This is a genomic window from Dietzia sp. WMMA184 (genome assembly GCF_002441635.1).
Lineage (GTDB): Bacteria > Actinomycetota > Actinomycetes > Mycobacteriales > Mycobacteriaceae > Dietzia > Dietzia kunjamensis.
Genome location: NZ_NXEI01000001.1, coordinates 1,886,714 through 1,909,107 on the forward strand (window position 1 = coordinate 1,886,714; position 22,394 = coordinate 1,909,107).

26 protein-coding genes and 1 pseudogene are annotated in these 22,394 nt (G+C 68.6%); 18 read left to right on the top strand and 9 right to left on the bottom strand.

Going from position 1 to position 22,394, the window contains the following annotated elements:
* Positions 1 to 46: 46 nt before the first annotated feature.
* Positions 47 to 616: a CAP domain-containing protein gene (locus tag CK206_RS08670; RefSeq protein ID WP_096906168.1), complete on the top strand. Its 570-nt coding sequence runs from the start codon at positions 47 to 49 to the stop codon at positions 614 to 616.
* A 43-nt stretch (positions 617 to 659) separates the two neighbouring features.
* Here the strand turns inward: CK206_RS08670 and CK206_RS08675 are convergent, their stop codons facing one another.
* Positions 660 to 1,196 carry a TetR family transcriptional regulator gene (locus CK206_RS08675; RefSeq protein ID WP_063972193.1) on the bottom strand — a complete coding sequence of 179 codons (537 nt, stop codon included), beginning with the start codon at positions 1,194 to 1,196 and terminating at the stop codon, positions 660 to 662.
* Between the two features lie 106 nt (positions 1,197 to 1,302).
* Between CK206_RS08675 and bioB the strand changes: the two genes are divergently transcribed.
* The 5 genes from bioB to CK206_RS19530 all read left to right on the top strand — a co-directional run bounded on the left by bioB (position 1,303) and on the right by CK206_RS19530 (position 6,312).
* Positions 1,303 to 2,454, top strand: coding sequence for a biotin synthase BioB (gene bioB / locus CK206_RS08680; protein WP_096906169.1), 1,152 nt, complete (start codon positions 1,303 to 1,305; stop codon positions 2,452 to 2,454).
* Position 2,455: 1 nt separating this feature from the next.
* On the top strand, positions 2,456 to 3,850 hold the full coding sequence (locus tag CK206_RS08685; protein WP_096906170.1) for an adenosylmethionine--8-amino-7-oxononanoate transaminase: 1,395 nt from the start codon (positions 2,456 to 2,458) through the stop codon (positions 3,848 to 3,850).
* Positions 3,847 to 5,031 (top strand): 8-amino-7-oxononanoate synthase, encoded by a 1,185-nt coding sequence (locus tag CK206_RS08690; RefSeq protein ID WP_096906171.1) that lies wholly within the window; start codon positions 3,847 to 3,849, stop codon positions 5,029 to 5,031. The genes CK206_RS08685 and CK206_RS08690 overlap by 4 nt, the downstream gene beginning before the upstream one ends.
* A complete protein-coding gene (bioD, locus tag CK206_RS08695) occupies positions 5,028 to 5,765 on the top strand; it encodes a dethiobiotin synthase (protein WP_096906172.1) in 738 nt (245 codons plus the stop codon). The genes CK206_RS08690 and bioD overlap by 4 nt, the downstream gene beginning before the upstream one ends.
* A gap of 106 nt (positions 5,766 to 5,871) precedes the next feature.
* Positions 5,872 to 6,312 (top strand): hypothetical protein, encoded by a 441-nt coding sequence (locus CK206_RS19530; protein WP_143337712.1) that lies wholly within the window; start codon positions 5,872 to 5,874, stop codon positions 6,310 to 6,312.
* On the opposite strand, the gene CK206_RS08700 is transcribed toward CK206_RS19530, so the two are convergent.
* On the bottom strand, positions 6,299 to 7,465 hold the full coding sequence (locus CK206_RS08700) for an acyl-CoA dehydrogenase family protein (RefSeq protein WP_063972188.1): 1,167 nt from the start codon (positions 7,463 to 7,465) through the stop codon (positions 6,299 to 6,301). The genes CK206_RS19530 and CK206_RS08700 overlap by 14 nt on opposite strands.
* Positions 7,466 to 7,561: 96 nt before the next feature.
* Here CK206_RS08700 and CK206_RS08705 point away from each other — a divergent pair, with 96 nt between their 5' ends.
* From CK206_RS08705 to CK206_RS08710, 3 genes are read left to right on the top strand one after another with little or no spacing between them, the layout of a single operon-like run.
* A complete protein-coding gene (locus tag CK206_RS08705; protein ID WP_216824127.1) occupies positions 7,562 to 8,233 on the top strand; it encodes a TetR/AcrR family transcriptional regulator in 672 nt (223 codons plus the stop codon).
* Between the two features lie 17 nt (positions 8,234 to 8,250).
* Complete coding sequence (locus tag CK206_RS19535) at positions 8,251 to 8,460, top strand: hypothetical protein (RefSeq protein WP_143337713.1); 210 nt, start codon at positions 8,251 to 8,253, stop codon at positions 8,458 to 8,460.
* Entirely contained in the window at positions 8,457 to 9,173 is a 717-nt protein-coding gene (locus CK206_RS08710) for a transglutaminase family protein (RefSeq protein ID WP_096906173.1), read from the top strand. The genes CK206_RS19535 and CK206_RS08710 overlap by 4 nt, the downstream gene beginning before the upstream one ends.
* A gap of 48 nt (positions 9,174 to 9,221) precedes the next feature.
* On the opposite strand, the gene CK206_RS08715 is transcribed toward CK206_RS08710, so the two are convergent.
* Positions 9,222 to 10,232: an AraC family transcriptional regulator gene (locus CK206_RS08715; RefSeq protein WP_007628314.1), complete on the bottom strand. Its 1,011-nt coding sequence runs from the start codon at positions 10,230 to 10,232 to the stop codon at positions 9,222 to 9,224.
* Between the two features lie 121 nt (positions 10,233 to 10,353).
* Here CK206_RS08715 and CK206_RS08720 point away from each other — a divergent pair, with 121 nt between their 5' ends.
* From CK206_RS08720 to CK206_RS08740, 5 genes are all read left to right on the top strand, one after another.
* Positions 10,354 to 10,674 (top strand): 2Fe-2S iron-sulfur cluster-binding protein, encoded by a 321-nt coding sequence (locus tag CK206_RS08720; RefSeq protein ID WP_007628312.1) that lies wholly within the window; start codon positions 10,354 to 10,356, stop codon positions 10,672 to 10,674.
* Between the two features lie 17 nt (positions 10,675 to 10,691).
* Positions 10,692 to 12,080 (top strand): cytochrome P450, encoded by a 1,389-nt coding sequence (locus CK206_RS08725; RefSeq protein WP_007628310.1) that lies wholly within the window; start codon positions 10,692 to 10,694, stop codon positions 12,078 to 12,080.
* 183 nt (positions 12,081 to 12,263) lie between these two features.
* Positions 12,264 to 12,521 carry an oxidoreductase C-terminal domain-containing protein gene (locus CK206_RS19540; RefSeq protein ID WP_007628308.1) on the top strand — a complete coding sequence of 86 codons (258 nt, stop codon included), beginning with the start codon at positions 12,264 to 12,266 and terminating at the stop codon, positions 12,519 to 12,521.
* Positions 12,522 to 12,667: 146 nt separating this feature from the next.
* Complete coding sequence (locus tag CK206_RS08735) at positions 12,668 to 13,345, top strand: 1-acyl-sn-glycerol-3-phosphate acyltransferase (protein WP_227022378.1); 678 nt, start codon at positions 12,668 to 12,670, stop codon at positions 13,343 to 13,345.
* 105 nt (positions 13,346 to 13,450) lie between these two features.
* Positions 13,451 to 14,020 (top strand): TetR/AcrR family transcriptional regulator, encoded by a 570-nt coding sequence (locus CK206_RS08740; RefSeq protein WP_063972255.1) that lies wholly within the window; start codon positions 13,451 to 13,453, stop codon positions 14,018 to 14,020.
* A gap of 126 nt (positions 14,021 to 14,146) precedes the next feature.
* Here CK206_RS08740 and CK206_RS08745 read toward each other — a convergent pair whose 3' ends face one another.
* Positions 14,147 to 14,497, bottom strand: coding sequence for a helix-turn-helix transcriptional regulator (locus CK206_RS08745; protein ID WP_067716176.1), 351 nt, complete (start codon positions 14,495 to 14,497; stop codon positions 14,147 to 14,149).
* Positions 14,498 to 14,595: 98 nt separating this feature from the next.
* Between CK206_RS08745 and arsB the strand changes: the two genes are divergently transcribed.
* The 3 genes and pseudogenes from arsB to CK206_RS20750 all read left to right on the top strand — a co-directional run bounded on the left by arsB (position 14,596) and on the right by CK206_RS20750 (position 16,544).
* A complete protein-coding gene (gene arsB, locus CK206_RS08750; protein ID WP_096906175.1) occupies positions 14,596 to 15,708 on the top strand; it encodes an ACR3 family arsenite efflux transporter in 1,113 nt (370 codons plus the stop codon).
* Positions 15,705 to 16,112, top strand: a pseudogene (locus CK206_RS20745) (low molecular weight phosphatase family protein); the annotation flags it as partial. The gene arsB and the pseudogene CK206_RS20745, both read left to right, overlap by 4 nt.
* An 18-nt stretch (positions 16,113 to 16,130) precedes the next feature.
* The gene (locus tag CK206_RS20750) at positions 16,131 to 16,544 is read left to right on the top strand and encodes an arsenate reductase ArsC (protein ID WP_371607078.1); all 414 of its coding nucleotides are present in this window, start codon (positions 16,131 to 16,133) and stop codon (positions 16,542 to 16,544) included.
* Positions 16,545 to 16,599: 55 nt separating this feature from the next.
* On the opposite strand, the gene CK206_RS08760 is transcribed toward CK206_RS20750, so the two are convergent.
* From CK206_RS08760 to CK206_RS08770, 3 genes are all read right to left on the bottom strand, one after another.
* The gene (locus tag CK206_RS08760) at positions 16,600 to 18,102 is read right to left on the bottom strand and encodes a glutamine synthetase beta-grasp domain-containing protein (RefSeq protein ID WP_096906177.1); all 1,503 of its coding nucleotides are present in this window, start codon (positions 18,100 to 18,102) and stop codon (positions 16,600 to 16,602) included.
* 92 nt (positions 18,103 to 18,194) lie between these two features.
* Entirely contained in the window at positions 18,195 to 18,824 is a 630-nt protein-coding gene (locus CK206_RS08765; RefSeq protein WP_371607079.1) for a trimeric intracellular cation channel family protein, read from the bottom strand.
* A gap of 63 nt (positions 18,825 to 18,887) precedes the next feature.
* On the bottom strand, positions 18,888 to 19,868 hold the full coding sequence (locus CK206_RS08770) for an LLM class flavin-dependent oxidoreductase (RefSeq protein WP_096906179.1): 981 nt from the start codon (positions 19,866 to 19,868) through the stop codon (positions 18,888 to 18,890).
* A gap of 131 nt (positions 19,869 to 19,999) precedes the next feature.
* Here CK206_RS08770 and CK206_RS08775 point away from each other — a divergent pair, with 131 nt between their 5' ends.
* Entirely contained in the window at positions 20,000 to 21,364 is a 1,365-nt protein-coding gene (locus tag CK206_RS08775) for a phosphotransferase family protein (RefSeq protein ID WP_254050526.1), read from the top strand.
* Positions 21,365 to 21,370: 6 nt separating this feature from the next.
* Here CK206_RS08775 and CK206_RS19545 read toward each other — a convergent pair whose 3' ends face one another.
* Entirely contained in the window at positions 21,371 to 22,090 is a 720-nt protein-coding gene (locus CK206_RS19545) for a hypothetical protein (protein WP_143337714.1), read from the bottom strand.
* A complete protein-coding gene (locus tag CK206_RS08780) occupies positions 22,083 to 22,268 on the bottom strand; it encodes a hypothetical protein (RefSeq protein ID WP_061914077.1) in 186 nt (61 codons plus the stop codon). The genes CK206_RS19545 and CK206_RS08780 overlap by 8 nt, the downstream gene beginning before the upstream one ends.
* Positions 22,269 to 22,394: the final 126 nt, after the last annotated feature.

The following is a 22,394-nucleotide window of genomic DNA, read 5'->3' on the forward strand; positions in this document are numbered from 1 at the left end:
GCGACCCGACAGTCGGGCCCCCAGCACCCGAAAGGTACCGACACTCGTGACCCGAGCCCTCCAGCACCTGCGTCGTGGCCTGATCCTGGCCGCCGCGGCTTCCGCCACCCTCGCCCTGAACGCGGCCCCGCAGGCCTCGGCCCAGGCGCCGCAGATCCAGCTGCCCCAGATCCACCTCACGGGCCTGACGATCGGTTTCGCCAACCCCGCCCCCGCCGGCACCGCGCCGACGATCGACCCCGCCTCCGCCGAGTACCGGGCCCAGCTCGAGGGCGCCACCAACGCCGCCCGCACCGCACACGGCCTCGCCCCTCTCGCCGTCAACGGCGGCCTCACCGCGGTGGCCACCAACTGGAGCGGCACGCAGGCCGCGCAGAACCGCATGTTCCACAACCCGGATGTGGGCGCGCAGATCCCCGCCGGGTGGGGCCACTACGGCGAGAACGTGCTGCAGAACTACGCGCACGCCACCCCGCAGCAGCTGGTGGACCAGTGGATGGCCTCCCCCGGCCACCGCGTGAACCTGCTCAACCCGGGCCACACCTCGATGGGCGTCGGCGCCGCGGTGGCCGCGGACGGCAAGCTCTACGCCACCCAGGTCTTCGCCCGCTACTGAAGCGCCCACCCCCCGCCCCGGACGCTCTTCTCGATGGGAGTCGTCAGGCCTGGACACCCGCGAGCATCGCGTCGAGACCCTCCCGGAAGCGCGGATCGAACTCGACCGTCGGCGTCGCGGGGTCGGCGACCGTGAGGTTGTGGTGGGTCTGCTCCTCCAGGCTCAGGCCCACCACGTAGCCCGTCAGGGCCGTGGTCAACCCCGGCGCGCGGCCCTCGAGTCCGTGGCGGGAGCACGCCGCCTCGACCACCTCGGCGACCGGATTCACCGCACCCGCCGCCAGACCCAGCGCCACGACCTCGGCGCCGTCCGGAACGCCCGTGACGGCCGCGCGCAGCGCCTGCCCCACCGCCCGTAGTTCGTCGGCGGCCGAGTTCCCCTCCCCGACGGGACCCATCGTCGCCAGGATGCGCTCCGCGACGACCGTGAGCAGCGCCTGCTTGGACGGAACGTGCCAGTACAGCGCGCTCGGTTGGACCCCCAGCCGGGTCGCCAACGTGCGCATCGACATGCCGGGTAGCCCCGACTCGCGGAGCAGTTCCAGGGCGGTGTCGACGACCGCCGTCTTTGTCAGGGCCACGGGCGCCGATCCTACCGGCCGCCACAACCCTCTCCTGAACGCTGTACAAGTCGACGACCGTGCGCTAGCTTGAACGGCGTTCAATGAACGGCGTTCAGGAGGAACAATGGCCATCACGACCCCCCGCTGGCACGAGCTCGCGGATCACGTACTCGACGGCGGAGTCGTCACCGCGGCGGACGCCCTCGCCGTGCTCCGGTCCCCGGACTCCGAGCTCATGGAGGTGGTCGCGGCCGCGTCCCGGCTGCGGTTCCAGCACTTCGGCAACAAGGTCAAGGTCAACTACCTGGTCAACCTCAAGAGCGGCCTGTGCCCGGAGGACTGCTTCTACTGCTCGCAGCGGCTCAACTCCACCGCCGGCATCCTGCGCTACACCTGGCTCAACACCGAGGAGGCCGTCACCGCGGCCAAGGCGGGCATCGCGGCCGGCGCCTCCCGAGTGTGCCTGGTCGCCAGCGGCACCGGCCCCAGCAATCGCGAGGTCGGCAAGGTCTCCGACATCATCGAGGCCATCAAGTCCGACACCCCGGGCGTCGAGGTGTGCGCCTGCCTGGGTGCACTGAAGGATGGCCAGGCGGAGAAGCTGTGCTCCAGCGGCGCCGACGCCTACAACCACAACCTCAACACGGCCGAGAGCCATTACGAGGACATCTGCACCACCCACACCTACGCCGACCGGGAGCACACGGTCGCCCAGGCCCACGGAGCCGGACTCTCGGCGTGCTCGGGCTTCATCGCGGGCATGGGTGAGACGCACGACCAGCTCGTCGAGCTCGCCTTCGACCTGCGCGCCAAGGACGTCGACTCGATCCCGGTCAACTTCCTGCTGCCCTTCGACGGCACCCCGCTCGAGGGCGTGGACACCCTCAACCCGCGCGACTGCCTGCGCATCCTCGCGATGGTCCGCTTCGTCGCCCCCGACACCGAGATCCGGATGGCCGCCGGCCGCGAACGCCACCTCGGCTACCTCCAGGGCATGGGCCTCTACGTCGCCAACTCCCTGTTCCTGGGCGACTACCTCACCAGCGAGGGCCAGCCCGGCGGCGAGGACCTGCAGATGATCGCCGACGCCGGCCTCGAGGTCCTCCAGATGGACCACCCGGCCGGGGACACCGGGGACGGGACGGTGGAGGCCGCCACCGCGGACGCGCCCGCGAATGCCGCCGGGCCGGCCACGCCCGCCGTCGCCACCGGGCGGGACCAGAAGGTGGCCATCCGCACCCGCGGGGCCGGCACCAGCGAGCCCGCGAACGCCTGACATGTCCGCCTCGGTCCACTCTCCCGGTGCCCGGGACCTCGTCGTCGTCGACACTCCCTCCTCCCCCTCCACCCCGGACGACGCCGCGGCGATGCTGGCCACCGACGCCGAACAGGCCGCCACCACCGCGCTGCTCGCCGCCGACGCCGAGCACGTCTGGCACCCCTACGGTGGGTTCCCGGCGAGCACGCCGCCGCTGCCGGTCGTCTCCGCCTCGGGGGTCCGGCTACGGCTGGCGGACGGGCGCGAGCTCATCGACGGCATGAGCTCGTGGTGGGCGGCCATCCACGGCTACCGGCACCAGCACCTCGACGCGGCCGCGCACCGGCAGGTCGACACGATGAGCCACGTGATGTTCGGCGGGCTCACGCACGCACCGGCCGTCGAACTGGCGACCCGACTCGCCCGCATGGCGCCGGGCGAGCTGAACAAGGTGTTCCTCGCGGATTCGGGCTCTGTATCCGTAGAGGTGGCCGCGAAAATGGCGATCCAGTACCAGCGCTCGCTCGGCCGCCCCGAACGCACCCGGCTGGCGACGTGGCGCGGCGGGTACCACGGCGACACCCTCTCCCCGATGAGTGTGTGCGACCCCGACGGCGGCATGCACTCGATGTGGCGCGGGGTGGTGGCCGAGCAGGTCTTCGCGTCCGCCCCGCCCGCCGACTACTGCGCTGACTACGTCGCCGAGCTCGAGCGGGTGATCCGTGGGAGCGCCGACGAACTGGCGGGGATCATCGTCGAGCCGGTGGTCCAGGGCGCGGGCGGGATGCGCTTCCACCACCCCGGGTACCTGCGTGACCTGCGCCGGTTGGCCGACGAGACGGGCACGCTGCTCATCTTCGACGAGATCGCCACCGGCTTCGGCCGCACCGGCGAGCTGTGGGCTGCCGACCACGCGGGCGTCGCACCGGACGTGATGTGCGTGGGCAAGGCCCTGACCGGCGGGTACCTCACCCTCGCCGCGACGCTCACCACCGACCGGGTGGCCGATGTCATCAGCGCCGGCGAGGCGGGGGGCCTGGCGCACGGGCCGACGTTCATGGGCAATCCGCTGGCGTGCGCGGTGGCGTGCGCGTCGCTGGATCTGGTGGCCGGCGGCGGGTGGCGGCGCGATGTGCCGCGCATCGAGGCGCGCCTGCGCCACGGGCTGGCGCCCGCGCTCGACGTGCCCGGTGTGGTCGACGTGCGGGTGCTCGGGGCGATCGGCGTGATCCAGCTGGCCGAGCCGGTGGAGATGACGACGACGACAACAGCGATCACCTCGCACGGCGTGTGGCTACGCCCCTTCCGGGATCTCATCTACACGATGCCGCCGTACACCTCTACAGACGAGGAGATCGACCGGATCTGTGCGGCGGCGGTTGCAGGGGCTGCAGCGCCAGGGGCGGGCCGATGACCATGCAGACATCCCCCGCCCTGGACTGGCTCGACGACGCCGCCGCCGACCGGGCCTCCCGGCATGTGCGGCGGGTGCTGTCCCCACGCGCGGCCGAGGACGGCGTGATCGACCTCGCCTCCAACGACTACCTCGGACTGGGTCGGCACCCCGAGGTCGTGGACGCCGCCGTGGCAGCGACGCGCCGCTGGGGTGCGGGGGCGACGGGATCACGCCTGGTCACCGGAACGACGCAGGAGCATCTGGCGCTCGAGGACGAGCTCGCCGAGTTCTGCGGCAAGCCCGCGGCGCTGGTCTTCTCCTCCGGGTACACCGCCAACCTCGGAGCCGTGGTGGCGCTGTCCGGGCGGGGATCGCTCATCGTCTCCGATGGCGGCTCGCACGCCTCGCTCGTGGACGCGTGCCGGCTCGCGAGGGCCCGCGTCGTCGTCGTCGACCGGGGTGACGTCGGCGCGGTGGCCCGGGCCCTGGCCGAGCGCACCGAGAAGCGCACGCTGGTCGTCACCGACTCGGTGTACAGCGCGGACGGTGAGCTGGCCCCCCTGCTCGCGCTGCACGGGGCGAGCCGCGCGCACGGCGCGGTCCTGCTGGTCGACGAGGCCCACGGCCTCGGCGTGCGCGGCAGCGGCGGGCGGGGGCTCGTGGACGAACACGGCTTGAGCAGGCACGAGGACGTGGTGGTCACGGCGACGCTGTCCAAGGCCCTCGGGTCGCAGGGCGGGGTGGTCCTGGCGTCCGAGCGGGTGCGCGAGCACCTCATCAGCAGCGCGCGCACCTTCATCTTCGACACCGGCCTCGCCCCCGCCGCGGTGGGCGCGGCCCGCGCAGCCCTCGGCGTCCTGTGCCGCGACCCCGCGCTCGCCTCGCGCGTGGTGGAGGTGGCCGAGCACCTGGCCGCGGTCACCGGCGCCGAGCAGCCGCGGTCAGCGGTGGTGTCGGTGATCCTCGGCGACCCCGCCCGCGCGGTCTCCGCCGCCGGCAGGTGCCTCGAGCTGGGCGTCCGGGTGGGGTGCTTCCGCCCGCCGTCGGTTCCCGAGGGCACCGCACGGCTGCGCCTCACCGCCCGGGCGGACCTCTCCGGCGCCGATCTCGCGCGGGCGAGCGACGTGCTGGCGCAGGTGTTGGGCGAGCACGGTCACCCAGTTGGCGCGGCCGCGCGGCTCGAGGGGGCCCGCGCATGACCACCTCGCCCGGCCCGGCGCCGATCGTCATCACCGGCACCGGCACGGACGTGGGCAAGACCGTCGCCACCGCGGCGCTGGCCGCCCACGGCCTGTCGCTGGGCCTGGACGTGGGGATCTGCAAGCCGATCCAGACGGGACTGGGCCCGGGCGAGCCGGGCGACGCCCACGAGGCCGCGCGCCTGTCCGGGGTGCGGCGGGTGCTGGAGGTCCGTCGGCTGCCCGATCCGCTGGCACCCGAGACCGCCGCCCGCGTCGCCGGCCTGCCGCAGTCCACGCTGCCCGGATTGCTCGACCCGATCCGCGAGTGGCTCGGCGAGCCCCCCGGTGTGGCGTCCGCCGGGTCGCGACTCGACCTCGTCGAGGGCGCCGGCGGTGTGCTCGTGCGACTCGGCCCGGACCTCACCGTCCTCGACCTCGCCCGGTCGCTCGACGCCCCGGTGGTCGTGGTCGCCCGCGCGGGACTGGGCACGCTGTCGGACACCGAGCTCACCATCCGCGCCATCGGGGCCGCGGGTCTACGCTGCGCGGGGATCGTCATCGGCTCCTGGCCGTCCGTCCCGAGTCTCGCCGAGCGCTGCAACCTCGAGGATCTGCCCCGCCTGACCGGAGTCCCGGTGCTCGGTCGGGTCCCCGCGGGTGCCGGTCAGCTCGCCCCGGTCGAGTTCACCAGTCGCGCGCCGGGGTGGTTTCAAGCGTCAAGACTTCTTCAAAGGTGTGGCCTGCTGCGGTGAGCTCGGACAGGGGGCCCTTCCAGAGTGAGGGGCCCACCGAGATGACACCCAGCAGTGAGTGCATCTCGCAGACCGTTCAGCCAGGAATTCCACGACGAGCTGTGGGTTGAACAAGTACCGCGAGACCCACGGTGGCGGTGGCACCGAGACCGAGGTGACGCTCGATGAGCGGGCACGGCTCAAGGAGCTGGAGTACGAGTACCTCGACACCTGCAGAATCGACGCCGCCGAGACCAACCCGGTGGACACGATGAGCGCTCGGCTGACCGTGTCGACCTCTGGGTTCTACCACTGGCTTTCGCGCCCGACCCCGGCGACAGCGGCCCGCGGACAGACGCCGACGGCCCGGCTGCGGCACTTCTTCGCCGCCACCGACGCCAGGGTGCCGGGAATGAACCGGGGCCAGGGATTGCGTCTGAGCCCAGGCACGCCTCTGATGGACGGTCCAAGCCGTTCCCCGGCACGCGACACACGCCCCGGCGCCCGTCACCACCACGGAATTTGGCGAGGTCAATGTGGCCAGCGGGCCGTCGCTACTGTCCCATGACAGGTGCCGGGAGTGACCGGGCGATGATCTCCTTCATGATCTCGGTGGTGCCGGCGTAGATCTGACTGATCCGCAGGTCGGTCCATGCGCGCGCGATCGGATACTCCTCCATGTAGCCGTAGCCGCCGTGGAGTTGCAGGCAGGTGTCGGCGACTTGCTGAGCGCGTTCGGAGCTCCAGTACTTCGCCATCGCGGCGGTGGGGATGTCCAGTTCGCTCTTGACATGCAGGTCGAGACACTCGTCGATGAAGGCGCGGGTGACGCGGGCTTCGGTGGCGACCTCGGCGAGCTTGAACTTGGTGTTCTGGAATCCGAAGATCGGTTTGCCGAACGCCTCGCGCGTGAGTGTGTACTCGTGTGTCAGGTCCAGCATCAAGTCCATCGACGCGGCGCAACTGACGGCGACGATGAGCCGCTCCTGCGGGAGCTGCATCATGAGCTGGACGAAGCCCTGCCCCTCCTCGGTGCCGAGCAGATTGCTGGAAGGCACACGTACGTCATCGAAGAAGAGCTCGCAGGTGTCTTGCCCCTTGAGGCCGATCTTGCCGAGGAGACGGCCGCGTCGAAATCCTTCGGAGCTGGTCGGCACGATGACCAGTGAGACGCCTGCAGCAGCCTGATCGGGGCTGGTCTTGCAGGCGACGAGCACCATGTCTGCGTGGTAGCCGTTGGTGATGAAGGTCTTGGCTCCGTTGATGACGTAGTCGTCGCCTTCTCTGACTGCCTTCGTCTTGATTCCCTGGAGGTCGGAACCGGTCCCCGGCTCGGTCATCGCAATGGCGGTCACGACCTCGCCGGAGGCCATTTTGGGCAGCCACTCGCGCTTCTGCTCCTCGGTGCCGTAGTGCAGCAGGTAGTGCGCCACGATGCCGCTGTGGAGTGCGGCCCCCCAGCTGCTGTCACCGATGCGGGCCTGCTCCTCGATAAGGATTGCCTCGTGGAAGAAGTTGCCGCCGCCCCCGCCGTACTCCTCGGGAATGGAGGCGCACAACAGGCCGAGCTCGCCGGCGCGGGTCCAGAGTTCGCGGTCGACGCGCTTCTGTTCGATGAACCGCTCGATGTTGGGCTTGATCTCCCTCTCGCAGAACGTCCGGGCGAGTTGACGGAAGTCGTCGAGGTCCTGGTTCATCCAGGGTGAACGGCGGCTGGGCATGGGTCCTCCAGGGAGTATTCGCCGGGTACAGGGTGTGCCCGAAGGCTACGGGTACACCCTGTACCGCGCCAGTCCCTTTCGGGTTAGAATGTGGTCGTGGATCTTGCGAGGTGGGTGGACACGGCCGTGGTGCGCCGATCGACGGCGCACGAATCGCACCGGTCGGCACGACGAGAGCAGATAGTGGTGGCTGCGGCTCGTGCGATCGAGGAGTACGGTCCCGGCGTCGGTACTGCCCAGATCGCGGAACGGGCAGGCGTTGCGCGGCCTCACGTCTACCGGCACTTCGACAGCAAGGAAGACCTCGAACGAGAAGTGCTCCGATTCGCGGCTGATCAGCTCATCGACACCGTTCGTCCCGCCTTGCGTGTGAGCGGTACAGCTCCCGCCATCATCGAAGGCGTGATAGGCGCTGCCATCGGATGGGCTGCCGGTCATCCCAACCTGTATCGCTTCATGGCGGCGCGCCAGCAGAACAAGGAAACACACCGGGCCAGGTTGGGGCGCACACGGTTCCTCGGCGAGGTGGTGGCCGCAGCCTCGGCATACATGCGCACATCCGAGGTACAAGTCGATCCCCCGGACGGCGTGATGGCGGGGTTGATGGGCATGGTCGACGCGGGGATCATCTGGTGGCTGGACCACCACGATGAGTCGAAGGAAGAGGTGACCACCCGGATCGCCCATCAAGTTTGGCTGATCATGCGTGATCTCGCCCAGAGCGTAGGGGTTGCTGTGGACAACGACCTTCTGTTGAGCGCGCGATGAGGGACCTCTCGCCCGGAATGGGCGCACCCCGAGCCCGTCGAAGCGGTCCCGCGTTGGAACGGCGACGCCCCGTGTGCGACCGGTGGCTGGAAGAGGTCGGTGACCTGGTGCGGCGGATGCCCGACGTCTGCATCTCGGCAGTGCCCGGCGAGCAGCCGGCCGGCTGGCTGCGCACGGCCGTAGCGCTCAAGACTGACGGTCTGGTCAACACCGCGGTGCGGCGATGACGCCGGCGCCGGGATCGCACCTTGAGGCGACCTTCTTCCTCGATCACGACCACGCTTCGGTACGCGACTTCACCCAGCACGTGATCGCCGGCGCGTCGAGCCCCCGAGAGAGAGCGTCCCTACTCTTTGCTGCAGTGCGTGACCAAATCTGGTACGACCCCTACTCGGTCTCCGAGGATCCTGAGCATTACCGGGCGAGCCACGTCCTCCAGGCCGGCCGCGCCTACTGCGTGCCCAAGGCGGTGCTACTGGCCGCGGTTCTGCGGGCCGCGGGCATCCCTACCCGACTCGGCTTCGCCGATGTACGGAACCATCTGCAGACCGACACCTTACGAGCCGTCATGGGTGGAACGGACCTGTTCGTCTATCACGGCTATTGCAGCGCCTACATCGACCGACGATGGCTGAAGGCCACACCTGCCTTCAACGTCGAGTTATGCGAACGATTCGGCGTGCCCCCGGTCGACTTCGACGGACAGAGCGACGCGCTCATGCACGCCTTCACCTCCGACGGGACTCGGCACATGGAGTACGTACGAGACCACGGCAACTTCGACGACCTCCCCCTGGGCCGCATTCTGTCCGCTCTCCACCAGGCCTACGGACCTATGGTCACCGCCGCTGCGGGGCCTGACCATGCCTTCACTCCTCCAGCTACCACCGGTAAGACCACTCCGGAAGGATCCGTGGACTCATCCGGGAGCACCGGATGAGCCACTCCCACCGGGCGCGGTCCTTCTAAGGAACTGCGGAAGTGGTACTCAAGGGTGCTGGTGGGCGCGTCGGAAGTGGCTCGGTGAGCTGCCGGTCCACCCTTTGAAGGCGTGCGAGAAGTTCGTGAGGTCGCTGTAGCCCAGTTCGGCGGCGACCTCACTGACAGACGTGGAGCGGTCGAGCAGCCGTATCCGGGCGCGGTCGAGCAGTGACTCCTGGAGGAGTTCGCGGAAGCTGGTTCCCTCCGCGGCGAGCCGGCGTTTCAGGGTACTCGAGGAGATCGAGAACTCATTCGCGACCGACTGGAGGGTCCTCACCCCGGACCCGTCCTCGAGCAACGCCCGCACTCTGCGGGTGAACTCCGGGCTGCCGCCCTGACGTTCGAGCGCCTGCTGGAGGCTGGTGACGGCGACGTCGTAGGCGACTGGGTCGGGGAAGCGGCAGGCCGCGTGTAGCGTCCGTTCAGGGATGTGCACATAGGACAGGGGGGCGTTGAAGATGAGCCGCGCCCCCGGCCAGGCTTCTCGAGCCCCGCTGCTTGGCTCCGGCCAGCGACTATGCATGGTCACCTCCGACGCGTCGTCGACCAGTCGGTCGACCAACCGCATGAGGGCGAGTCCGCAGTAGGTGACGGCGAGACAGTCCAGGTCGGGGTCTGCCGCGTTCCCGGTGAGCCGGATCGTCAGGTCGTCGCGCTGGGGATCGGACTGGGTGGTGACGGCCTCGGTGATCACGGGAAGATAGGTCAACAGCTGAACGACCTGGGCGACGGTTCCTGCGCTGACCAGCGGCACGCTCAACGGCCCGAAGGACGTGAGCTGGGCCTGTTCCGCGCAGGCGATCCCCAGCTTCGTTGCCTGCTCGGCATCGAGGTCCGGGTAGACCTCGCGAAACCACCGCAGCGGTGCCTGCTCCTGGGTCCGGATCAGAGACAGTTCCCCGGTTCCCTCGCGCGCCATGATGGCACGGAACTGCTCGGCACTGTCCGGATCGATCGCCGGACTGGCCAGCAGCTGCGCGAAGGCAAGCGCTGGGACGCCCGGCTCGCTTCTCTGCACAGCGCTCCTCACGTGACCCGATCTCACAGCAGGATGACACGATTCAACATGGTCATCGCCGATATCAACGACAATACTGGAGAAAATGTCGATGACGTAGTCAATAGTGAGGGAGTTGTAGATGACAGTCGTTACCTTCGTGTCATACGACGGGGAGAAGCACGAGGCGCCCATCGAGGAGGGCTGCTCGCTGATGCAGGTCGCCACGAACAACGCCATTCCGGGCATCGATGGTGACTGCGGCGGAGAGGCCGCATGCGGCACCTGCCACGTGATCGTCGATTCCGCCTGGGCCGCCAAGGTCGGCCCCTCCGGCCCGGAGGAGGAGGAGATGCTGTCGATGAACCCCGAGCGAGAGCCGACGTCGCGGCTGTCGTGCCAAGTCCAGGTCTCCCGGTCATGGGACGGCTTGACCGTGCAGTTGCCTGAATTCCAGATGTAACAGGAGGTGTTGACGAGATGAAGATCCCTGACGCAGTGAAGACGAAGGTCGACGCCGCCATACCCCTGGATCGCCAGGTCCAGGCCGCGCACCTCTACGACAAGAGCCGACGTTGGTTGACGGGCACGAACGGGCAGAAGATGTTCGTCGAACGCCCGATCCCGCCGGTCGAAGAACTCGCGCTCGAAGACATCGACCTCAGCAACCCCTTCCTGTACCGACAGGGGCAGTGGGCCCCCTACTTCGAGCGCCTGCGTAACGAGGCCCCGGTGCACTACCAGCCCAACAGTCCGTTCGGGCCGTTCTGGTCGGTGACGCGGCACGCCGACATCATCGCTGTGGACAAGAACCACGAGGCCTTCTCCGCCGAGCCCCTGATCGTCATCGGGGCGCCGCCGCGGTTCATGGACATCGCCATGTTCATCGCCATGGATCCGCCCAGGCACGACGTTCAACGGCGCGCCGTCCAAGGCGTGGTGGCTCCCAAGAACCTGCGCGAGATGGAGGGCCTCATCCGGGAGCGCGTCAGGGACGTCCTGGACAACCTGCCCGTCAACGAGCCTTTCGACTGGGTGAGGACGGTGTCGATCGAGCTCACCGCGCGCATGCTGGCGACCTTGCTGGACTTCCCCTACGAGCAGCGCCACAAGCTTGTCGAGTGGTCGGACCTGGCCACCTCCATGGAGCAGGCCAATGGAGGGCCCTCCGACAACGACGAGCTGTTCAAGGGCATGGTCGACATGGCGCGTGGACTCAGCGCACTGTGGCATGACAAGGCCGCCCGCCTGGCGGAGGGAGAAGAGCCGGGTTTCGACCTGATCACGATGCTGCAGAGCGACGAGGCCACCAAGGACCTGATCAAGCGACCAATGGAGTTCGCCGGCAACCTGATCCTGCTCATCGTCGGGGGCAACGACACCACCCGCAACTCGATGAGTGGGGGGGTTCTCGCGCTCAACCAGTTCCCCGACCAGTTCGAGAAGCTGAAGGCCAATCCGGATCTGATCCCCAACATGGTCTCGGAGATCATCCGCTGGCAGACCCCTCTTGCCTACATGCGGCGGATCGCCAAGACCGACACCGTGGTGAACGGCCAGTTCATCCGCAAGGGTGACAAGGTGGTCATGTGGTACGCGTCAGGTAACCGGGACGAGTCCGTGTTCGAGCGGCCGGACGAGTTGATCATCGACCGGCCCAACGCCCGCAACCACATCGCTTTCGGGTTCGGCGTCCATCGGTGCATGGGCAACCGATTGGCCGAGCTGCAGTTGCGGATCCTCTGGGAGGAGCTGCTCCCACGCTTCGAGAGGATCGATGTCGTCGGTGAGCCGGAGTACGTGCAGTCCAACTTCGTTCGCGGCATCAGCAAGCTGATGGTCGAGCTCACCCCCAAGGGAACCGGATGAGTTCGGGGCGCGCGGTGGTGGTCGGCGCCAGCCATGCCGGCGCGCAGTCGGCCACCCGCCTCCGCCGGGAGGGTTGGTCCGGTGACATCGTGGGCCGGTGACGAGCCGATGTTGCCCTACCAGCGACCCCCTTCTCGAAGACCTGTGGAAGGAACAAGGACGATCTGTGGAAGGGACAAGAAGGTGTCGGCGCTCCCATGGTCCCGGTCGGACCAGTACGACCACAAGCTGCGGATCGCGGGACTCAACAACGGTTATGACGACATCGTCCTGAGCGGTGACCCCACCTCTGACCGAAACCGCACCTGCTACTACCTCAGGCAGGGCGAGCCGGTCGCCGCTGACAGCGTCAACCGCCCCGGGGACTCCATGACCACCAACGGCATTCTCGGCCAAGTCGCCGTCGACACGACTGCCCTGACACCGGAGGTGGCGGTGTGAGCAAGCAGACCGACCACTGGTCGTGGTCACCACCGAACGTCTGACCCCCGAGGTGAACAAGGATGGTTTGGAGGTCGACGGCAGGGCCCGCGATGAGACTTCTGCCTTTCGTTCCGGGCGCCCGTGACTCGCATCAGTCCGCAGGCGTGCGACGCGCACCCGCGGACGCCCGCGGCCCTGCATGGTGGCTCGCGTTGGTCGTCTGCAAACCCCTTCTGCTGCTCGTCAGGAGAGCGGACTGGCGCGGTACAGAGCGCCTTCCCGGGTCGGGGGGCGCAGTACTGGCGGCCAACCATGTCTCCCAAGCCGACCCGCTCTTCCTCGCGGAGATGGTCCTCGCCCAGGGCCGGACCCCCCGGTTCATGGCAAAATCGAGCCTGTTTCAGAGCAGAGCAGTGGGCTGGTGGTTTCGGTCGGCCGGCCACGTCCAGGTCGACCGCTCCGACGGGCGAGCCGGGATCCGCGCCGCGATCGAAGCAGTGGATCGCGGCGCCCTCGTCGTCGTCTACCCGGAGGGATCGATCACGAACCGACCGGATGCACGTCTGATGTCGCTCAGGTCGGGTGCTGTTCGCATCGCGCTCGAGACGTCAGTCCCATTGATCCCCGTCGCCCAATGGGGTGTGCAGGCCATCGCGCCAGCTTACGAAGGAAGGGTGGTGCTGGGCCGCCGTCGTCGGGTCACCCTGCTGGTCGGGGACCCGGTCCCGCTCGAGGACCTCCGAGAATTGCCGACGGCGACGGGAGCCGCTGCGGGTGTGCAAAGACTTCAGGACACCCTCGCAGCGATGGTCGACCAACTGGCCGACGAGCACGCTAGGTAGCGTGTGGCCGTGTCCAAGTCAGTGACGCGAGTCGATCGCGAGACAGGAATCGCTAACCTTTCTGTCATGCGGGCACCGTCAATGCGCGAACGATTCAAGGAGCACATGCGCCTGGCTGTCCTCGAGGCTGCCCACGACCTGACTGTCGACCGCGGCTGGGACCGGGTGCGCATGGGGCAGGTGGCTGATCGTGCCGGGGTGTCGCGGGCGGCTCTGTACAAGGAGTTCGGTGACAAGGCCGGCCTCGGAGAAGCCGTCGTACTCCGGGAGGCCTCGCACTTCCTCGAGGGCATCCGGGGCGCGCTGGAGGCGCACATCGGCGATGCGAAGCGAGGCATCGCAGCCGCCGTCGACTACACCTTGAACGAGGCCGGGCGCAGCCCCCTGCTCAAGGCGGTGCTCATCTCCAACCGTGACCTTGATGCGGGAGGTCAGGCGTCCACGGGGATGCTCCCGCTGCTCACGACATCCGCGCCGCTTCTCGACCTCGCCTCCGACACCCTGGCCGGATGGGTCGCGGAGAGTTATCCGGGTCTCCCCCCGGGCGATGTCATCGACGCGGCCGACACCCTGGTGCGCCTGACGGTCAGTCATCTTGCGCTCCCCAAGTGGGACCGAACCGCGACAGCGCGGAAGATCTCCGAGGTCGCCGTCCGGTTCCTCTCACTCGAATAGTGACCTACGCCGGGCGTCGGGAGCCTGCCGTCCGGCCACCACTCCGGGCAACCGCTCACTTCTCGACTCCACCGCGCACTTCCGCGCCATGCGAAAGCACACCACAGGGCAGGGGTCGTCACCCGGTCAGGACAGGTCGAGGAAGCTGCGCAGGTCGTCGAAGGACTCGCGCACCACCGAGTAGTGCGCCCACTTGCCGCGCTGCTCGCGGACCAGCAACCCGGCCTCGACGAGCTTCTTGAGATGGTGGCTGATCGTCGGCTGGCTGATGTCGACCACTTCGAGGAGGTCGCACGCGCACACCGAGTCACACCCCTGAGCCGCGATATGCGACAACAGGCGCAGCCGCATCGGGTCCGCGAGCGCCTTGAGTCGCGCCGACATCCGCTCGGCGGTGGGAGCGTCCACCGGCCCCGCCGACATCGAGCAACACGCGTCCTGCACCGGGGCCGACAGGCCGGGTTCCACTGTTGTCATCGTCCACCTCACCTGACCCCGAAGATACATTGACACTCACCGATATGTCAGCCTAGCCTCCCCCATAGACAATCATCGATCTAAGGACGTTCTCCCGGATGAGCACCATGATGACCGGGCCCGGCGTGGCACCGGTCGCCAAGAAGATGTCGTTCCTCGACCGCTGGCTGGCCCTCTGGATCCTCACGGCGATGGCCGTCGGGCTACTGCTCGGACGGTTCATCCCCGGCCTCGACCGGGCGCTGGACTCGGTGAAGATCGGCGGGATCTCCGTCCCGATCGCCATCGGCCTGTTGGTGATGATGTACCCGGTCCTCGCGAAGGTCCGTTACGACGAGACCCACCGGGTCACCGGTGACCGGAAACTGCTCACACTGTCCCTGTTCCTCAACTGGATCGCCGGTCCGGCGTTCATGTTCACCCTCGCGTGGGTCTTCCTACCCGACCTGCCGGAGTTCCGTACCGGGCTGATCATCGTCGGCCTGGCCCGCTGCATCGCCATGGTGTTCATCTGGAACGACCTGGCCTGCGGCGACCGGGAGGCCGCGGCGGTGCTGGTGGCGATCAACTCGGTGTTCCAGGTCGTGGCGTTCGGCGCCCTGGGCTGGTTCTACCTCCAGCTGCTGCCCTCCTGGCTGGGGCTGGAGACCACGATGGCCGAGTTCTCCGTGTGGGCGATCGTGCTCTCGGTGTTGGTGTTCCTCGGCATCCCGCTGCTGGCCGGCTTCCTCACCCGAGTGTTCGGCGAGCGGGCCAAGGGCCGGGAGTGGTACGAGGAGACGTTCCTCCCCCGGATCGGCCCGTGGGCCCTCTACGGGCTGCTGTTCACGATCGTGTTGCTGTTCGCCATGCAGGGCGATGCCATCACGTCCCAGCCGCTCGACGTGGCGCGGATGGCCGTGCCCCTCCTGTTGTACTTCGTCCTCATGTTCCTCGTCAGCCTGTTCGCCTCGCGGGCGGTGGGGCTGAACTACGCCAAGTCGACCAGCGTGGCGTTCACCGCGTCGGGCAACAACTTCGAACTGGCGATCGCGGTGTCGATCGGCACCTTCGGCATCGCCTCCGGCCAGGCCCTCGCGGGCGTGGTCGGGCCGCTCATCGAGGTCCCGGTCCTCATCGGGCTCGTCTACGTCGCCCTGTGGGCCGGACCGAAACTCTTCCCGGGCGACCCGACCCTGCCCGATCGTTCGGTGACCGGGACCCGCTCATGACCGCCGAGCAGCAGGCGCACCACGTCCCCAGCGTTCTGTTCGTGTGCGTCAAGAATGGCGGCAAGTCCCAGATGGCGGCGGCGCTCATGCGCCTGCACGCCGGCGACGCCGTCGCCGTCCATTCGGCGGGCACCGCGCCCGGCTCGGCGGTCAACGCGCTCGCCGCGGAGGCGGTCGCTGAGGTCGGCGCCGACATGTCCGGCGAAACACCCACGGCCATCGACCCCGACCTGCTGCGACAGGTGGACCGGGTGATCGTCCTGGGCGACGAGGCCGCCGGGGAGATCGACGACGACGACGAGGTCAGCGCGCTCGAAATCTGGCGCACCGACGAGCCGTCGCACCGGGGCATCGAGGGCATGGAGCGGATGCGTCTGGTCCGCGACGACATCGATCGCCGCGTCCGCACCCTGCTCGCAGAGCTGACCGATTTCAGGCCCCGCGTGCTGTTCGTCTGCGTCCACAACGCAGGGCGCTCCCAGATGGCCGCCGGCTACCTGTCCCACCTGGCCGGAGGACGAATCGACGTCCTGTCGGCCGGGTCGGCACCCAAGGATCAGATCAACCCGGTCGCCGTCGAGGCGATGGCCGAGGACGGCGTCGACATCACCTCGGCCACGCCGAAGATCCTCACCACCGACGCCGTCCGCGCGTCCGACGTGGTCATCACCATGGGCTGCGGCGACGCGTGCCCGGTCTTCCCCGGCAAGCGCTACGAGGACTGGGAGCTCGCGGACCCCGCGGGCCAGGGAATCGAGGCCGTCCGGCCTATCCGCGACGAGATCAAGCGGCGGGTCAGCGCGCTGATCTCCGAACTGCTCGAGACCGGATCGTAGCGGGCGGGCAGGGGGCTGGCCCGCTCCCCCGGACCACCTCGCCGACCGGGCAGGTTCAGCCGACGTGCCAGTGACGGCGGATGAGCTCATCCCGGTCGGCCTCTCCGCTTCCGGAGTCGCCCACCTCGTCGTCGTCGTCGTTGTCGTCGTCATCGTCGTCGTCATCACCGCGTAGCCCCGCGAGCACCGAGTCGATGAGCGCGGCGGGGAACACACCGTCGGCCTCGAATATTTCGCGCTCGGCCTCCAGCACGTCGGCCGACTCCGCGCACGAGGTGGGCAGGGTCTCGAAGTCCTCGCCGTCGGCGGCGTTGAGGCGCTCGGCCTGCTCCAGGCTGCCCGGGTCGTCGAGCCCGCGCCTGGCCGCCACTGCCATGCCCGCCAGGAGCAGGTGCACGTCGGCTGAGCCGTCGCCGAGCCGGAACTCGACGGTCTGGGGGTGCGTGGCGGGCCCGGGGATCGGCTCGGAGCTGCCGGGGTTGGCGTGGGCGACCATGTCGGCCAGGACGTCGCCGCCCCAGGCCAGCGGGACCCGGACCAGGCCGGTACGGTCCTGCATCCCCCAGCAGATGTCCTCGGGCGACTCGTCGCCCTCGGCGAACCGCAGGTAGGAGGTGGGGACGGTGTTGCCGAACGCGGACAGTGCCCGGGCGGCCGAGAGGTAGCCGGCGATCAGTCTGCGCGCGGTGTCGGTGATGCCGGCGTCGTCGACGATGACGTTGGTACCGTCGCGCACCAGGCGGCTGTGGATGTGCAGTCCGTTGCCCGCGCCGTCGCCGCTCACCAGCGGGGCGAAGGTCGCCTCGAGGCCGTGAGCGTAGGCGACCTGACGCACCACCCACTTGGTCAGGACGATGGCGTCGGCGGCCTGCTCCAGGGGGACGGGCTGGAGTTCGATCTCGTGCTGGACCAGCTGTCGGTCATCCTCCAGGATGTTGCCGACCTCGCCGTGGACGTACTTCATCGCGACCCCCATCTCGCGGAGGTGCCCCAGCACCTGCTCGCGGACCCGCTCGTGCTTGGAGAAGGGCGCCGACTCCTGGTAGCCGCGTTCGGACTCGACGGGGTAGATCGGCTCGGGATCGGCGGCGAGGTAGTACTCCAGCTCACCGAAGGCCTCGAGCGTCATGCCGGTCTCCCGCGTGAGCACCTCGGCGGCGCGGCGCACGACCTGCTCGCGCGCGTAGGGCAGCGGCGTCCCGTCGGGAGCGTAGAACGAGCAGAGCACGTCGAGCGAGGTGCGTTCCCCGAAGGGGTTGAGGAACGCGGTGCGGTGGCGCGGGACGATGTAGACGTCGCTGGCCTCGGTGTCGGTGCCGGGAAAGACGCTCGAGCCGTCCACGCGTTCGCCGCGGGTGAGCACCTCGTGGAGGTGCTCGCGCGAATTGATGGGGAAGGCGAGCGTTTTGAGCCGACCGTCACCGCCGACGTAGCGGAGGTTGACCTGGCTCAGCTCCAGCTCTTCGGTGGCCCGCACGAGGTCGGCGGCGGTGAAGTCGGCCGTCGGTGTGCCGAGTAGTCGGACGAGCGGGTGGGGTTCGAACGAGTCGATGGCCATGCCCCGTTCTACCAGCGGCGGGGCCGGCCCGCTTCCGGACGGCGGGGCCTGCGCGCGGCCGGGGGCGCGCCGTCGGTGACGAGCCCGATGTGTCAGTCCAGGTCTCTAGACGAGACCCGGCTCCAGCGGTGCCGACGACGTCCACGCCGACGGTGTTCGATCTCCTGGTAGTCGAACACCGGTAGTGAGAGCTTGAAGCGGATCGCGGCCACTCGCAGGCCGAACCCGACGACCAGGGTGATCGCCGCGCCCCAGTTCTCGGGGACGCCCGCAGCCGCGAGGCCCACGTAGACGAGTGCGGCCAGGATGGCGACACTGGCGTACAACTCGTGCCGGAACACGAGCGGCACCCGGTCGCACAGCAGGTCACGCATGACTCCCCCGAACACGCCCGTGATGACCGCGGCGGCGACGGCGATGAGGACGCCGTGGCCCATCTCGAGGGCGATCCGGGCGCCGAAGATCGCGAAGACGGTCAGTCCGAGTGCGTCGAGCCCGAGGAAGAGCACCCTGAAGTGCCGCATGAGCGGGGCGACGAACACGGTCACGACCGCGGCCAGCGCGACCAACGCGAGGTAGGACGGATTCTCCACCCAGATGAGCGGATAGTGGCCCAGCAGGACGTCCCGGATCGAGCCACCGCCGATGGCGGTGACGCACGCGACGATCACCACCCCGAACAGGTCCATGCGCTCGCGACCGGCGGCCAGCGCGCCGGTCATCGCCTCGGCGGTGATACCGATGAGGAACAGTACGGTGAGGAATTCCACGGGTGCGACGCGTGACTAGAACCAGAGGTCGGCCAGCAGCTCGATCGACCGGTTCCGCACGGCCGGGTCGTAGGCGTAGGTGACGGTGATGAGCTCGTCGGCGTCGGTGCGCTCGACGAACTCGTCCAGCTGCGCCTTGACCGTGGCGGGCGAGCCGACGGCGCTGATCTCGAGCATCGCGGGCGTGCTGCCGGCGAACTCGGACGGGTCGACGGGCGGCTGGATCTTGCGGCTGCGCCCGGCCCGCAGGTCGAGGAACATCTGCTGCAGGGTGGTGAACTGCCGCTGCGCCTCCTCGTCCGTGTCGGCCACGACCACGTTGATGCCGGCCATCACCTGGGGCTTGTCGATGCGCGCGGTGGGCGCCTCGGTGCTGAACGAGTCGCGGTAGACGCGGATGGCGTCGTCGATCTGGTCGGGCGCGAAGTGGGAGGCCAGCGAGAACGGCAGTCCCAGCTGCCCGGCGATGGAGGCGCCGTTGACGGTGGAGCCGAGCACCCAGATCGGCACCTCCGTGTTCTGCGAGACCGACGACAGGATCGGGGTGCTCCGCGCCGTGCCCTCCTCGCCGAACCAGCCCTGCAGGTCGTAGATGTGCCGAGCGAAGGCCTGCGGCTCGGCCGATGAGCGGCTGAGCGCCTGCGCGGTCATGCCGTCGGTGCCGGGGGCGCGGCCCAGGCCGAGGTCGATCCGGTCGCCGTGGATGTTGACGAGCGTGCCGTACTGCTCGGCCACCATGAGCGGCGCGTGGTTGGGCAGCATGACGCCGCCGGAGCCGACGCGGATCCGCTCGGTCACCGATGCCGCCTGGGAGATGAGCAGCGACGTGGCGCTCGAGGCGAGGTTGGGGGTGTTGTGGTGCTCGGCGAACCACAGCCGTGAGTAGCCCAGCCGATCGGCGAGGCGGGCCGACTCCATCGACGCGGCGATGCCGTCACGCGCGGTGGCCCCCTCGGAGATGGAGACCAGGTCGAGAATGCTCAAGGGGACCGACACAACGCACCACCTTTTCGTAGCTCACCGTCACCGCCGCGAACATCCGCGGCTCGTGTGTCGAGGCTACCGACGCGGCGAGGTCGGTGACGGGTCACGGATCGGCGCCACCCGCGTCCGCCCCCGTGACGGGCGTGGGTCACACCGGTGCCACCGTCGGTGACGTGCGGGACCGGACCGACGACGACGACGACGACGACGACGACGACGAGCTTCCCGTCCCCGCACCCCGTGGCCGCCTGCCGGCGTCGGCGTTTCGGGCCCCCACCCCTGCGCCGTGGGTCACACTGAGCTCGTCGCGGGGTCCCGCCCGCGCATCAGATCCGCACGAAGGGTCCGATCACATGACGCAGACACGCTCCGATGAGCCGCTTCACCAGCGGGTCACCTCGGGAGAGGCCGATCTCGACGATTTCCGTGAGCGCCTCACGGCCTGGCTGGCCGAGCGCGACGAGGTCGACGCTGCAGCCGGGGTCGAGGTCTCGGCGGTGAGCCGGCCGGAGAGTTCGGGGATGTCCAACATCTCGGTGCTCTTCGACGCCACGTGGGCCCCGGCCGAGGCCAGCGCACCGGCGGGCCCGTCCGAACCGCGGCCTGCCCGCCTGGTCGCGCGGATGTGCCCGCTGGACGACGCGTTCGCGGTGTTCCCCGTCTACGACCTACAGAAGCAGTTCGACGTGATGCGGGCGGTCGGCGAGGCCACCGACCTGCCGGTGCCGCGGGTGCGCTGGCTCGAGCAGGATCCGGCCGTGCTCGGAGCGCCGTTCCTGGTGATGGACCGCGCCAGCGGCCGGGCGCCGGTCGACAATCCCCCGTACGTCTTCGACGGCTGGCTACTCGAGATGGCCCCCGAGCAGCGGGCCGAGCTCCAGCGCGAGTCCGTGGCGGTGCTCGCGGAGATCCACCGCATCCCCGCGCCGGCCGACCTCCTGCCGATGCTGGCCCCGGCGCCCGGGATAAGCGCGCTGCGAGCGCACGTGGACGAACAGCGCGCCTACTACGAGTGGACGACCCGCGAGGACGGGCTGCGGATCCCTCTCATCGAGCGCGCCTTCGACTGGATCGAGGAGCATTGGCCCGCCGAGACCGGACTCGACGTGCTGAGCTGGGGCGACGCCCGCATCGGCAACATCCTCTACGAGGGCACCACCCCGACCGCCGTCCTGGACTGGGAGATGGCGGCCATCGCGCCGGCCGAGGTGGACCTCGGCTGGTTCCTGTACTTCCACGACCTGTTCCAGGACCTCGCGGAGACCTTCGGCTTCCCCGGGATCCCGGACGTGTTCGACCACTCCGAGGTCGTCGAGCAGTACGAGCAGCTGACCGGCTCCACCGTCCGGGATCTTCCGTTCTACTACGTCTACGCCGGGCTGCGGCAGGCCATCATCCTGTCGCGGATCACTCGTCGTCGTATCCACTTCGGTGAGCAGGAGGCGCCCTCCCACCCGGACGAGTACGTCCTCCACCACCCGATGCTCGCCCGCCTGATCGCCGGCTGACCGCACTCAGAAGGCGTTTCGCGGTGACTGCTGAAATCCGCCTTCCGGAAGCTCAACTTTCGCTCCCAGCTCTCGAAGGACTTCTGCTGCCACCTCTGGCCGCTCGCGTATGACCGAGCGGGCTTGATAGTCCCTCCATTCAGCTCGCCCTTGGTCAATCTGTTCTCTCCAGTCACCACTTCCTTCAACGCCGCATTCGGCGATCAGGAACTCCAAGAAGTCCTCGACGCAAGGCCGGAAGCGCTCTCCGCCGGTCGGGATGTGGAGAGACTCGACAGCAGCCGGAGTCTTGTGACCCGTCTTGGCAAGGAACAGCGTTAGTGGCCCACTCTGCGCGTGTATGTGAATGTGAGAAGACGGTACGTGCACCGGCTCGCGCAGATACTCCATCCGCAAGATCGGTCGCTTGCGCATATCAAGGAGTTTGAACGCGGACTCGTACACGGCCATGTAGCGCCCCGCCCGGTCGCGCCCCACCGTGAAGTGGACCTCGACAAATCCGATCGAGGCAGGATTTCGTTCTGCTTTCAGTGGTCGCCGAAACTCAAACGAGAACCTCGGCCCCTTGGGAGATCTGACGACACTCAACGGCTCTTCAGATCGGGCGCCGGCCAGCGTCGATTCGATGCGGCTACTGCACTTCACCGCGAAGTCGCTTACATCGCGTTGAAGGTCTGCGTCGCGCTTTTCGTCGTCACCGAAATCGCTTCCGAAGTCGTCAGTCATCCCATAAGAGGAAGCGAATCGTCTTGACTTCGTCCCAGACTTCCCGCTCTTCGTCGGTCAAGAGGTACTGTTCGGCGAGCTTGGCCAGCTCCTCGTAGCTGTGGCCGACCCGTGCGAGCGCGAGCCGCTCCTTCTCGCGAAGCTCCGGCTCAGTTGGGTTTTCGAACACAATGGTCATGGCTTACCTCCCCCTCCTCTCCTACGTGCCCTCAGTATGCATCGCCGGTACGACAGGAGTCGGGTTGTGGCCGTACTGCTCCCAGATGGCTGCCGGGATGTCGCCCCTGTTAGCGCGACGACGGCG